10 protein-coding genes and 1 pseudogene are annotated in these 12,574 nt (G+C 60.3%); 8 read left to right on the top strand and 3 right to left on the bottom strand.

The window, feature by feature from the left end; translation table 11 throughout:
* Window positions 1-174: 174 nt before the first annotated feature.
* The 7 genes from ACQRA4_RS07935 to citF all read left to right on the top strand — a co-directional run bounded on the left by ACQRA4_RS07935 (window position 175) and on the right by citF (window position 8,225).
* Entirely contained in the window at window positions 175-1,068 is an 894-nt protein-coding gene (locus ACQRA4_RS07935) for an HpcH/HpaI aldolase/citrate lyase family protein (RefSeq protein ID WP_427822537.1), read from the top strand.
* Window positions 1,069-1,191: 123 nt separating this feature from the next.
* A complete protein-coding gene (locus ACQRA4_RS07930; RefSeq protein WP_427822536.1) occupies window positions 1,192-2,451 on the top strand; it encodes an NAD(P)-dependent malic enzyme in 1,260 nt (419 codons plus the stop codon).
* 43 nt (window positions 2,452-2,494) lie between these two features.
* Entirely contained in the window at window positions 2,495-3,886 is a 1,392-nt protein-coding gene (locus ACQRA4_RS07925; protein ID WP_427822535.1) for an FAD-binding oxidoreductase, read from the top strand.
* A 100-nt stretch (window positions 3,887-3,986) separates the two neighbouring features.
* Window positions 3,987-5,279, top strand: coding sequence for a (Fe-S)-binding protein (locus ACQRA4_RS07920; RefSeq protein WP_427822556.1), 1,293 nt, complete (start codon window positions 3,987-3,989; stop codon window positions 5,277-5,279).
* Between the two features lie 205 nt (window positions 5,280-5,484).
* Entirely contained in the window at window positions 5,485-5,754 is a 270-nt protein-coding gene (gene citD, locus ACQRA4_RS07915) for a citrate lyase acyl carrier protein (protein ID WP_427822534.1), read from the top strand.
* Window positions 5,755-5,766: 12 nt separating this feature from the next.
* On the top strand, window positions 5,767-6,459 hold the full coding sequence (locus tag ACQRA4_RS07910; protein ID WP_427822533.1) for an HpcH/HpaI aldolase/citrate lyase family protein: 693 nt from the start codon (window positions 5,767-5,769) through the stop codon (window positions 6,457-6,459).
* A 206-nt stretch (window positions 6,460-6,665) separates the two neighbouring features.
* Complete coding sequence (gene citF, locus ACQRA4_RS07905; protein ID WP_427822532.1) at window positions 6,666-8,225, top strand: citrate lyase subunit alpha; 1,560 nt, start codon at window positions 6,666-6,668, stop codon at window positions 8,223-8,225.
* A gap of 348 nt (window positions 8,226-8,573) precedes the next feature.
* Here citF and ACQRA4_RS07900 read toward each other — a convergent pair whose 3' ends face one another.
* Window positions 8,574-9,002, bottom strand: a complete 429-nt coding sequence (locus tag ACQRA4_RS07900; protein ID WP_427822531.1) for a cytochrome c3 family protein — start codon at window positions 9,000-9,002, stop codon at window positions 8,574-8,576.
* 464 nt (window positions 9,003-9,466) lie between these two features.
* On the opposite strand from ACQRA4_RS07900, the pseudogene ACQRA4_RS07895 reads away from it, so the two are divergent.
* Window positions 9,467-9,790, top strand: a pseudogene (locus ACQRA4_RS07895) (IS481 family transposase); the annotation flags it as partial.
* A gap of 251 nt (window positions 9,791-10,041) precedes the next feature.
* Here the strand turns inward: ACQRA4_RS07895 and ACQRA4_RS07890 are convergent.
* Window positions 10,042-11,499: a sigma-54 interaction domain-containing protein gene (locus tag ACQRA4_RS07890; RefSeq protein ID WP_427822530.1), complete on the bottom strand. Its 1,458-nt coding sequence runs from the start codon at window positions 11,497-11,499 to the stop codon at window positions 10,042-10,044.
* Window positions 11,500-11,556: 57 nt separating this feature from the next.
* Window positions 11,557-12,516, bottom strand: a complete 960-nt coding sequence (hpsH, locus tag ACQRA4_RS07885) for a (2S)-3-sulfopropanediol dehydratase activating enzyme (RefSeq protein WP_427822529.1) — start codon at window positions 12,514-12,516, stop codon at window positions 11,557-11,559.
* Between the last annotated feature and the right edge of the window lie 58 nt (window positions 12,517-12,574).

Here is a 12,574-nt window from a genome sequence, read left to right as displayed (position 1 = left end):
AATAAGCAGTGCGGCTCGGCCATCCGCCGGGCAAGGCGGGCATAGCGAAGAGAAACCTGCGCGCCCCGGCCTCCCGGAGGAACCGGCCCGCCCCGCGACAACGCCGGAACAAATGTTTCTTGATTAAGGCGGTTGAGGTTTTTTCAGACGACTTTTATCCACAGGAGTAGTCACATGGCTGTTATGCGTTCCATCTTTTATGTGCCCGGCAACAACCCCAAATTCATCGAAAAAGCCCCCAGCATTCCGGCCGACATCATCACGCTCGACCTTGAGGACGCCGTTCCCCCGTCCGAAAAGGAAAACGCGCGCAAGATGATCGTCGAAAACATGAACAAGATCGCCAAGGCGAGCGTGAGCGGCGCCGAAATCTATGTGCGCATCAACAACTGGGAAACCGAAATGACCAATGACGACCTGGAAGCCGTGGTGCAGCCCGGCCTCAACGGCGTCACCCTGGCCAAAACCGGCCATCCCGACGACGTGAAACGCCTGGCCTGGAAGCTGGAAGAGCTGGAACGCCGCCGCGGCATGGAAATCGGTTCGGTGAAAATCTCCATGCTGCTCGAAACCGCCAAGGGCATCATGAACGCCTATGAATGCTGCATGGCCAGCCCCCGTAACGTCAACGCCATCTTCGGCGCTGTGGACTACTGCCGCGACATGCACGTCAAAATCACCAACGAAGCCGTGGAACAGCTCTGGGGCCGCGCCAAGGTCGCCATCGCCTGCCGCGCTTCCGGCCTGGTGGCCATTGACGCCCCCTTTGTTTCCTTCCAGGATACCGAAGCGTTCGAACGCAACGTGCGCGACGGCCTGCAGATGGGCTACGGCGGCCGCATGATCATCCATCCCAGCCAGGTGGAGCCCTCCAACCGTCTGTACGCCCCCGACCCGGCCGACGTGGAATGGGCGCGCGGCGTGGTGAAAGTGTTTGAAGAGGAAGGCCTGGCCAAGGGCAAGGCCGCCGTGTCCTATCTGGGCAAGATGGTTGACACGCCCGTGTATGACAACGCGCGCGACATTCTGGCCGCTCAGGCTGAAATCGACGCCAAGAACAGCAAATAAGGCGGCTTCGCCGCTTCGGGTTCCGGGCCGCGCGCCCGGAACCCGCTCAACCGGGGCCGTCTGATGCGTGGATGCGTTGCCATGTTTCGGCTCCGCCAACCTGGGTGCACCAAAGGAGAATAGATGTCTCGGATCAAGAATTTGCGTGAAGAAGCTCTGGCCATGCACAAGGATCATCAGGGGAAAATCGAAGTGCGGGTCAAAGTGCCCGTGCGGGATAATGATGACCTGACGCTGGCCTATTCGCCCGGTGTCGCCGAACCGTGCATGGAAATCAACAAAAACCCAGAGACGCTGGATGTCTATACCAACCACTCCAACTTCGTCTGCGTGGTTTCCAACGGTACGGCCGTGCTGGGCCTTGGCGACATCGGCCCTGGGGCGGCCATGCCGGTTATGGAAGGGAAATCCTTGCTTTTCAAGACCTTCGGCGATGTAGACGCTTTCCCCATTTGCATCAACACCAAGGATCCGCAAAAGATCATTGAGATGATCGAACTCATGGCCCCCACCTTCGGCGGCGTGAATCTCGAAGACATCAAGGCGCCGGAATGCTTCGTCATTGAAGACGGCCTCAAGGAACGCGGCATCTTCAAGGGCGCCATTTTCCATGACGACCAGCACGGCACCGCCGTGGTCACCCTGGCGGGCCTGATCAACGCCCTGAAAGTGGTGGGCAAAAAGCTGGAAGACGTCAAGGTTGTCACCAGCGGCGCGGGCGCGGCGGGCATCGCCATCATCAAGCTGCTCATGGCCGTGGGCCTCAAAAACGTTATCATGTGCGACTCCAGGGGCGCCATCTGGGATGGCCGCACGGAGGGCATGAACCCCTACAAAAACGAAATCGCCAAGCGCACCAATCCCGACAAGGTCAAGGGCGGCCTGGCCGAAGCCATCAGGGGCGCGGACGTCTTCATCGGCGTATCCGCTCCCGACACCCTGAATGAAGACATGATCCGCAGCATGGCCAAGGATCCCATCGTCTTCGCCCAGGCCAACCCCATTCCAGAAATCTGGCCCCTGCAACGTGCCCATGACGCCGGCGCCAAAGTGGTTTCCAGCGGTCGTTCCGACTGCCCGAACCAAATCAACAATGTTCTGGCCTTCCCCGGCATTTTCCGCGGCGCCATCGACGTGCGCGCCACGGACATCAATGACGTCATGAAGATCGCCGCGGCCTACGCCCTGGCCGATCTTGTCAAGCCTGAAGAGCTGGGGCCCGAAATGGTCATTCCCTCCACTCTCAACCCCGATGTGGCCCCCATGGTCGCCGCGGCTACGGCCAAGGCCGCCATGGACAGCGGCATCGCGCGTGTGAAGATCGACCCCGCTGTTGTAGCGGAAAATTTGCGAAAGCGCCTGGCCAAGCAAGCGCGCGCCTGAGCATCTCGCTCGCAAAACCCTCTAACCCTGTTGGGGGAAATGTATGTTGAGTGATTCCCTTGCCAAGGAATTCGAGGCCATTGTCGGTAAGGAAAATGTCTTTACCAGTGAAGCGGACCGCCAGAATTACGCGTATGATTCTTGCGTGTGGACTCCGTGCATTCCCGGTGGCGTGGTGCGTCCCACCCATACCGAGCAGCTCGGGCCCATCATCAACCTGTGCTACAAAGAAGGTCTGCCCATGACCGTGCGCGGCGCGGGCACCAACCTTTCCGGCGGCACCATCCCGGACACCACCGACACCATCGTCATTCTGACCACCGCTCTGAACCGCATCCTCGAAATCAACGAGGAAGACCTTTACGCCATTGTGGAACCTGGCGTCATCACCGCTCCCATGGCCGCGAAAATCGCTTCCAAGGGCCTTTTCTATCCCCCGGATCCGGGTTCCATGTCCGTGTCCACCATCGGCGGCAACGTGGCCGAAAATTCCGGCGGCCTGCGCGGCCTGAAATACGGCACCACCAAAGACTACGTCATGGGCATGGAAGTTTATGCCAATACCGGCGACCTGGTGCGTTGCGGTTCGCGCTGTGTGAAATGCGCCACCGGCTATGCCATTTCTCCCCTTCTGGTGGGCAGTGAAGGCACCCTGGCCGTCACCAGCCAGGTGACCCTGAAGCTCGTGCCCCCGCCGAAGGCCTCCAAAGCCATGATGGCCCTGTTCCCGGACATGCAGTCCGCCTCCAAGGCCGTGGCCGCCATCATCTCCGCCCATGTGGTGCCGTGTACCCTGGAATTTCTGGATCACGCCACCATCAACTATGTGGAAGACTATGTGAAGATCGGCCTGCCCCGCGACGCCGGCGCCATGCTGCTGGTTGAAGTGGACGGCCATCCCGCCCAGGTCGAAGACGACGCCGCTGTGGTGGAAAAGGTGCTTAAGGACTGCGGCTCCACGGAAGTGGTCGTGGCCAAGGACGCCGAACAGAAAAAGAACATCTGGGAAGCCCGCCGCGTGGCAATTCCGGCCCTCGCCCGCGCCAAACCCACCTTCATGATGGAAGACGTCACCGTTCCCCGCTCCAAGATTCCGGCCATGATCGCCGGTCTGGAGAAGATCGCCAAGGATCGCAACGTGACCATCGCCACCTTCGGCCATGCCGGCGACGGCAACCTGCACCCCGGCATCCTCTGCGACAAGCGCGACAAGCAGGAATGGGCCCGTGTGGAACTGGCCGTGGACGACCTGTTCAACCTCGGCCTCGAACTCAAGGGCACGCTTTCCGGCGAACACGGCATTGGTCTTGCCAAAAAGCAGTGGCTTGAGCAGGAAACCTCGCGCGGCTCCATCATGTTCTCTCGCCGGTTGCGCAACGCCTTTGACCCCAAGGGCCTGTTCAATCCGGAAAAAATCGTCGGAGCTCGTGGGTAGAAAATCCGCCGGAGCGGCCCGGAGGGCCGCTCCGGAACCATAAATCTCAAGCAGCCGGATGGGCGGCAAAGGCCTTTCCATCCGGCACTGGGGCTGGAGCATGAACGATCTTACCAGGCTTGCCAATTCGTTGATGGCTCTGGACGACAAGCTGGTTTCCTGCATGAAATGCGGCTTCTGTCAGGCATTTTGCCCGGTTTTTGACGAAACCGGCGAAGAGGGCGACGTAACCCGAGGCAAAATCGCCCTTGTGGAAAACCTGGCGCACCTTGTCATCCAAGATCCTGAAGCGGTTTACGAACGGCTTTCCCGTTGTCTTCTCTGCGGCGGCTGCAACTTCAGCTGCCCGGCCGGCGCGCCCACCATGGAGATTTTCCTTGAAGCGCGCGCCATTGTGGTCAGCTATCTGGGGCTTTCTCCCATCAAGAAAGCCATTTTCCGGACTCTGCTGCCCAACCCGCGGCTGTTCAACACCCTGATGAAACTGAGCTCGCCCTTCCAGGGCCTGTTCATCAAAAAAGACAATTCGCCGCAGAACACGGCCTGCGTGCCCATGTTCAAGGCTTTCATCGGCGAACGTCACATCCCCATGCTGGCCAAGAAAACCTTTTCCGCCAAAGTGGGAACCCGCGACACTCCGGCTGGCAAGAGCGGCCTGAAGGTTGCCTTCTTCCCCGGCTGCATGGGCGACAAGATATACACCGACATGTCCGAAGCCTGCCTGAGGGTTTTCGAGCATCACGGCGTGGGCGTCTATATGCCTGACAATCAGGCCTGCTGCGGTATTCCGGCGCTGACCTCCGGCGACCTGAAGAGCTTCGGCAAGCTGGCCGCCTACAATCTGGATCTGTTTGAAAAGGGCAAGTTTGACTACATCATCACGCCCTGTTCTTCCTGCACCGCCACCATCAAGGAACACTGGCAGAACGCTGAAGACCTTACCCCGGCCCAGCGCGCCTTTGCCCGCAGCCTGGGTGAAAAAGCCATGGACATCAACGCCTTTGTGGTGGATGTGCTCAAGGTCACCCCGCCCGAAGGCGCTGGCCAGGGCAAGACCAAGGTCACCTATCACGAATCCTGCCACCTGATGAAATCTCTGCGCGTCAGCAAGCAGCCCAAAGATCTCATCAAGATGAACAAGAACTGTCAACTTGTGCCCATGAAGGAAGCCGACCATTGCTGCGGTTGCGGCGGCACCTTCACCCTGACCCAACCCGAACTCTCCGCCAAGATCGGCCAGCGCAAACGCGACAACATCGTGGCCAGCGGCGCGGAAGTAGTGGCTATGGGCTGCCCGGCCTGCATGATGCAGATTTCGGACATGCTCGCCCGCAACCACGACTCGGTCAAAGTCAAGCACACCATTGAAATCTACGCGGACTCTCTGTCCTAAACGCAAGGCCGCTCCCACCGACGACGGCGGGAGCGGCCTCAGCCTGATTTCAATTGCGTCCGCAAGGCCGGAACAGCACGAGCTGCCTGAAAATCTTTCCGGCGGACTATGTTTGCGACTCCGCGCCCGACTTTCACAACCCACCCGATATCGCGCGTCTGGCGCAACCTCTTCCCTCGACAGGCAAAGACCAGGAGGCAGCCCTATGAAACTGAACAAGACCGGCGAAGCCGGCGCGGCGGAAAGCGGCGACATTCTTGTGACCGTCGCTCCCTCTGAAGAACCCGGCATCCAGATCGAACTGAGCGGCAAGTCCGTCATCCTCAAGCAGTTCGGCAGACAAATCAGGGAACTGATCCAAAAAACCGCCGAGGAAAACGGCCTGAAAAACGCCCGCATCTGCGCCAAGGACAACGGCGCTCTTGACTGCACCATCAAAGCCAGAGTCCGCGCCGCCATCCAGCGGGCTGTCTAAAGGAGTTGCAGCATGAAAAGCATTTTGCTCATCAACGGCAACGACCCCAAAGCCCTGCTCAACTCCACCCTGTACGGCGCGGACGCCGTGGCCTATGACCTGCACGAGGCTGTGAGCGCCAACGACAAGGACGCCGCGCGCCTGCTGCTGCAGGAAGCCCTCGCCTTTTTTGATTTCGGCGATTCCGGCGTATTTGTGCGTGTGAACCCCATGTCTGAGGGGGGCGGCGAAGACATCGCCGTGGCGGGCAAGGGCAAGCCGCAAGCCTTCATTCTGCCCCAGGCCGATGCGCAAAGCCTGCCCCAGGCCGACGCGGCCATTGCCGCGCTGGAAAGCGCAAACGGTTTTGCCGCCGGATCCATCAGGCTGATTCCCACGGTGGAATCCGTTGCCGCCCTGGAAAATATCGGCGCGCTGCTGACATCCTGCCCCAGAATCATGGGCGTTATCTTCAATGCCGGGAACTTTCTGAAAAATCTGGGCGTGGCCGAAAGCGGCGACGCCAGCCAGATTCTTTACGCCCGCAGCAAGGTGGCCCTGGCGTGCCGCGCGGCCGGCATTCCGGCCATTGACAGGTCCTGGAACAACGTGAAGGATCGCGACGGTTTTGAAGCCGACGCGCGAAACGGCAGGGCCCTGGGCTTCAACGGCAAGCTGGCGGTTAACGGCGGTCAGGTGCCGTTGATCAACGAAATTTTTGCCTGATCTGCCCCCTCCCGGCGGGTCTGAAGCATTCCGCGTTCAGGAATGCCGTTGCCCAACGCCCGCCGACTCGCGTTGCGCGGCAAAAAATGTGCGGGAACCCTTGCGGGGCTGATGCCGCTTTTCATGCGAGAAGCGCCCTGCCCGCCGCGCAAAGCCTAGCCGATGTACTGGGCAGCACACAGTTAAGGAAGATGAGGGAAAAAGACATGAAAAACATTCTCGGTCGTGACGTCCCCGACTATATTGAGGGCTATGGTCAGGTAAGACCATTCAAAGGCGCTTACGCCAGCATCGACCCCAGAACCAGAACCACCATTACCCGCCGTTCGGTCAGGCCCGGCAACAAGCTGGAGCCCGGCGACGCCAAGTTGCTGGCCTCCATTGAAGAGGCCGTGGAAAAAACGGGCATCAGGGACGGCATGACCGTCTCCTTCCACCATCATCTGCGCAATGGCGACTATGTTACCAACATGGTCATGAAAGTCATCGCGGACAAGGGCATCAAAGACATTCATGTGGCGGCCACCGGTATTTTCGCCTGCCATGAGCCTCTGGTCGAATACATAAAATCCGGCGTGATCACCGGCATGTCGGTCAACTACATTTCGCCCGGCCCCGTGGCCAAGGCCATCACCAAGGGCCTGCTGCCCAAGCCGGCGGTATTCCGCAGCCATGGCGGACGCCCGCGCGCGGTGGAATCGGGCGATCTGCATGTGGACGTGGCTTTCATCGCCGCGCCCTGCTGCGACAATTACGGCAACATCAACGGCACTCACGGCAAGTCGGCCTGCGGTGTGCTCTCTTACATTTATCCCGACGCTCAATACGCTGACCATGTGGTGGCCGTGACGGACAATCTGGTGCCTTATCCGGCCTGCCCCATTGAAATCACTCAGGATCTTGTGGACTATGTGGTAACTGTGGATTCCATCGGCGACCCTAACGGCATTGTTTCCGGCACCACCAAGGTCACATCCGACCCCATTGGCCTGAAAATCGCGGCCGCCGCCGCGGAGCTTATCGACGAAACCGGCTACATCAAGGAAGGCATGTCCTGCCAGACCGGCGCGGGCGGCACCTCCCTGGCTGTGGCCGCCGAGATCAAAAAACGCATGCAGGCCAAGGGCGTCGTGGGCTCCTTCGGTGCGGGCGGCATCACCGCCTACTTTGTGGAAATGCTCAATGAAGGTCTGTTCCGCGCGCTTTTCGACGTGCAGGACTTTGATCTGGTTTCCGTGGCCTCGGCGGGCAGCAACCCCAAGCACATGGCCATGAGCGGCTCGCTGTACGGCAATCCGCACAACTGCGGCCCGGTGGTCAATAACCTGGACATCATGATTCTGGGCGCCACGGAAATCGACACGGACTTCAACGTCAACGTGATTACCGGTTCGGACGGCACCATCATGGGCGCTTCCGGCGGGCACAACGACACGGCGGCGGGCAGTAAGATATCCATTGTTGTCACCAACCTGCTCAAGGGGCGTCTCTGCGTGCTGCGCGACAAGGTGACCACAGTGGCCAGCCCCGGCGAAACCATTGACGCCCTGGTCACGGATCGGGGCATCGCCATCAACCCCCGCCGGACAGACCTGCTGGAAAAACTGAAGGATTCCAGACTGCCCATCATGGACATCCACAAACTCAAGGAAATCGGCGACAAACTGGCCGGCAAACCCGACATTGTCGAATTTACCGACAGAATCGTGGGTGTGGTTGAATACCGTGACGGCACGGTTATCGATGTGGTCAGACAGCCCAGGTAGACAGCGTGCCTTTTGACTGAATCAAAATTCAAAGGCGCGCCCGTAGCGGCTATTGGCGAGCCGCGGGCAGCGGTCGCGCCCGACGGCGGCTGTCAACCTCTCGCCGCCGGCAGGCGACCATTTTCAAACCCAAAATGCTCGGGCGCTGGATGGACGGCCGCCGAAAGAAATAAGGCATTTGAACCGACGCGCGGCGCGATGGCGGTGCTGTCGGGCTGAGGTTGGAGCCGCCTCGACGCACGATCCCGGCATACCTGTTATCCCACGGTATGCCGGGACTTTTTTGCACCCGCATGTGGCCGATCTATATTCTCGACCGGCCACATGCGGCACGGACGCGCCCTCAGCTCACCTGGCCTGGGCAGCGGCGGCAGCGCGGGCCTGCGGGCTCATGTGGCAGGGGCGACAGCCTTTAAAATTGGGGTACTTGCCTGCCAGCTTCCGGTGACAGCCGTAGCAGGAACGATCCGTATCCTGAGAGTGGTAGGCCATGAACAGACTCATGGGGTCGCGCTCGCGCGCGCCCTTGATGGAGTGACACTCCTCGCTGGTGCAGGATGCGTAGCGGTTTCCCGGCAAGCCTTCATGGTGACAGGCGCGGCATTTGACGCCTTTGTGCGAGGCATGTCTGAACATGACATGCATGCGCTTGGAGGAGCCGTCATTAAGTTCAATGCTTTTCCTGATTGTTTCCAGATTTCCCCGTTTCTCCTGAGCCTGCGCCTGCACGGCGCACAACAGGGAAACAACGAACAGGGCAACAACAAAATGTTTCATGAAGACGCTCCTGTTAAAAAATTCCGGAAAGACGCTTTGAGCGGGCCAACCCCTCGCGCGTCGCGCCGTGTCCAAGTGTAGCATGCCCGATGCCGCGGCGTCCATGTTCGGCTTTGCATTATCCTCGCGCAGTCGGCGGAGCATTTTTCATACGAAAATGCCCCGAAATAGTTCAAATGTGTGATCCATAGACATCATTCCAATTTTCCGAGTTGAAACTTCTGGCTATAATTGCGCTTCCGCTCCCGTTGGCGACAAGTTGCCGCCGCTTCAATCAGAGGTGTCTGCTCCATGAGAGCTTTATGCATTTGAAAATACCCGTCAGCAGGACCCATATTCTGACCCGCGGGTTTCAGTCTCCAGCGGCGGTAACGCCGCAAGCGCATTGCGGCTGCTCCGATATGGCGGCGGCGTCTCGCCCCGCCCGGCTCCGTGGAGCATCCCCATGAGCGAAATGCCCTGGGGATACTTTTTGCAGGTATCAGGCTGGCCGTGATGCGGGCGGGGTGGAAGCGCTCTTTGAGGTCAGCCGCAGAAAGCCAAACCTGAAAAACCGGCTGGAAGAAGCGACGGAACAGGCAGTTGCGGAATTTGCCACAGCCTTTCCGGCTCATGGACAACTTAGAGCCAGCAACGAGTTGCGCAAAAGCGGCATTTTTGTTTCACCGTCCGGGGTACGGTCCATCTGGCCGCAGCATAACCTCGCATCCATGAAACAACGCCTGACGGCGTTGGAAAAGATGTCCGCCGAGCAGGGGCTGGCGCTGACTGAAGCGCAGGTACAGGCTCCAGGTGTCTACTTGCAAAAGTATACACTATAAAACCCGCAAGGGTTTTGCGGCGGCGCAGCCGGGGCATTTGCGAAAAACCACGTTTTTTTCGCCAACGATCCCGCAAGAATTCTTCGCGGAATTCCGCGAAGAATTTTTGCAATTAGGCGCCAGACGCCGCCCGCACCCGGAAATCAGGAGGCCCTTTCCCGGCATCGCCGCCGGGAAAGGGGCCTCTTGCGCGCCGCGACGGCGCGTTCGTCCCCGCCTCAGCGTTCCGGCCCGGAGGCGGACAGAGCGACAGCGCCCTCGCCGCCGTCGCTTCCCCCCGTTCCGCCCTTCCTGCCCTTCCCTTCCTGGAGCTTGCGGAAGATGGTGCTGCGGTTGACCCGGAAAAGCGCGGCCACCTTCTGCACGGAGCCATGCACTTCGATGGCCTTGCAGAGAAATTCCCGTTCCATGTCGGCCACGATGTCTTTCAGGGGTCTGCCTTCACCGGGCACGGCCAGGGCGACGTCATTTTTTTTGCGGCCGGAGATTTCTTCCGGCAGGTCTCCCGGCCCGATGAGAGGACCGTTGCGCGTGATGACAAGACTGTGGACGAGATTCTGGAGTTCCCGCACGTTCCCGGGCCAAGCGTAGTCCGTCAGAAGGTCGAGGGTGATGTTCATGAAGGCCAGGGTCTTCCGATACTTGGCCGTATACTGGCGCAGGAAATGCTCGGCTAGGGGGCGCACGTCCTCCCGGCGCTCGCGCAGGGGGGGGATGTGCAGGGTGGCCACATTGAGGCGGTAGAAAAGATCGCGGCGGAAGGCGCCCTCCTCCACGCAACGCGCCAGGTCGCGGTTGGTGGCCGCGATGACGCGCACATTCACCTTGCGCGGCGTCGAGGAGCCCACGCGCGCGATCTCGCCATCCTGAAGCACGCGCAGGAGGCGCGTCTGGATGGGCAGCGGCAGTTCGCCGATTTCGTCCAGAAAGATGGTGCCGCCATCGGCGATTTCAAAGTACCCGGCCCGGCCCTTGGGGGAGGCTCCGGTAAAGGCGCCGGGCAGGTAGCCGAAAAGTTCGGATTCGGTGAGTGTTTCGGAAATGCCGCCGCAGTCCACCTTGAGCATGACCTTGTTCTTGCGGGCGGAAATGCCGTGCAGGTAGCGGGCCACGACATCCTTGCCCACCCCCGTCTCGCCCAAGACGAGCACGGTGGCGTCCGTGGCGGCGAACCGGCGCAGCAGGGAGATGACCTCCCTCATGGCGCCGCTGGCATAGATGGGCAGCTGGTGATGATTTTCCTTGGCGACATGGGAGAGTTGCCCGCTGATCTGGTCGATGAGCTTGCGCTGGGCCGCCACCTGATCCTGAAGGTCGGTCAGAAGGGTAATGTCGCGGGCAAAGGTGGCCACCAGGCGAATGACGCCGCCTTCGTCAAAAACCGGGAAGCCGGAAAGCGCGAGCCGTGTGCCGTTTTTCAGTTGCTGCACATGCGTGGCGGGCTTGCAGGTGCGGACGATCTCAGGATTGAGGACATTGTCGAAAATGCCCTCGCCCACCAGACTGCACACATTCTTGCCGCGCAGCTCTTCCTGCCGGAGACCTGTCAGCTGTTCATAGGTGCGATTGACATAGAGCGTGCGCCCCGAGACATCGGTGATGAAGACGCCGGAAGGCATGGCGTCCAGAATGTGCCTGACATGGGGGGCGAGAAGCTCGGTGACGCGATCGGGCATGGCTGACACCGTGACGAGGGCCGCCGAAAATCACTTCCTGAAATGGGGCATTCCCAATTATCTGGGAATCTGCACCCGCTCCCCCAAGATGTCAAGGGCGATCCTTTGCAGCCTGGGCATGCGGCTTTTTTCCAGCGTCACCTCTCCCATGGGCGGTTCACGGTGGAGAAAGTGGTATTTCTGCGTTCCGAGGCGGTGGTAGGGGAGCATCTCATAGCGCACACGCTCGTAGGGCTTGATAAAACCCGCTATGGCTTCAATGGCTTCGGGCGTATCGTTGAAGCCGGGAATGACCGGGGTGCGGGCCAGGATGGGCAGGGTGGGGAACTCCTCGGCCAGAATGCGGAAGTTGGCGAGAATGCGCGTATTCTCCACCCCGGTCTGCTCCTTGTGCGTCGCCGCGTCCATATGTTTGATATCAAAGAGCGCATAACTGAGCCAGGGCGCCGCTGCGCGGATATTCGCTTCCGGCGCCATGCCGCAGGTCTCGATGGCCGTTTTCATGCGTCGCAGGCGCGCCTGGCGCAGCAGGGCCACGGCGAAATCATATTGCAGGAGCGGCTCTCCGCCGGAAAGCGTCATGCCGCCTCCGGAGCGGCTGTAGAAGGCCATGTCCTGTTCCACCGCGTTCAGCACATCCCCCGCGGTGCGCCGCCTGCCATAGATGAGCAGCCCCTGCGAAGGGCAGGTCGCCGCGCAGCTCTGGGCGCAGTCGCCGCATTTTTCCCGCTGAAGCGCAGGTTTGCCATCAGCTCCCGGGGTCAGGGCGCCCTTGTCGCACGCTTCCAGGCAGTGACCGCATTTTTCTATGCCGATGCAGCGCCCCTCGTTCCAGGCAAGCTCCGGCGCGGTGTTCTGGGATTCGGGATTGCTGCACCAGCGGCAGCGCAGGGAACAGCCCTTGAGGAAGACAATGGTCCGAATGCCGGGACCGTCATGGACGGAGTACTTCTGGACGTTGAAAACCATCCCTTCCTGGGCGAGATCCCGGTCATCATCATAGGCTTCCTGATTCATGCCGCATCCTTGCGTTGTTTGACTTAAAAGGGATGCCCTGGCCGGCAGAACCGGCCAG

The organism is Desulfovibrio sp. SGI.169 (assembly GCF_050313595.1).
Lineage (GTDB): Bacteria > Desulfobacterota > Desulfovibrionia > Desulfovibrionales > Desulfovibrionaceae > Desulfovibrio.
This window is presented reverse-complemented; position numbering and strand designations above follow the sequence as displayed.

Bases quoted from the DNA above. Each gene is read 5' to 3' on its own strand.
- citD (WP_427822534.1), top strand. From the start codon at position 5,485: ATGAAACTGAACAAGACCGGCGAAGCCGGCGCGGCGGAAAGCGGCGAC.
- ACQRA4_RS07930 (WP_427822536.1), top strand. From the start codon at position 1,192: ATGTCTCGGATCAAGAATTTGCGTGAAGAAGCTCTGGCCATGCACAAG.
- citF (WP_427822532.1), top strand. From the start codon at position 6,666: ATGAAAAACATTCTCGGTCGTGACGTCCCCGACTATATTGAGGGCTAT.
- ACQRA4_RS07900 (WP_427822531.1), bottom strand. From the start codon at position 9,002: ATGAAACATTTTGTTGTTGCCCTGTTCGTTGTTTCCCTGTTGTGCGCC.
- ACQRA4_RS07920 (WP_427822556.1), top strand. From the start codon at position 3,987: ATGAACGATCTTACCAGGCTTGCCAATTCGTTGATGGCTCTGGACGAC.
- hpsH (WP_427822529.1), bottom strand. From the start codon at position 12,516: ATGAATCAGGAAGCCTATGATGATGACCGGGATCTCGCCCAGGAAGGG.
- ACQRA4_RS07925 (WP_427822535.1), top strand. From the start codon at position 2,495: ATGTTGAGTGATTCCCTTGCCAAGGAATTCGAGGCCATTGTCGGTAAG.
- ACQRA4_RS07935 (WP_427822537.1), top strand. From the start codon at position 175: ATGGCTGTTATGCGTTCCATCTTTTATGTGCCCGGCAACAACCCCAAA.
- ACQRA4_RS07910 (WP_427822533.1), top strand. From the start codon at position 5,767: ATGAAAAGCATTTTGCTCATCAACGGCAACGACCCCAAAGCCCTGCTC.
- ACQRA4_RS07890 (WP_427822530.1), bottom strand. From the start codon at position 11,499: ATGCCCGATCGCGTCACCGAGCTTCTCGCCCCCCATGTCAGGCACATT.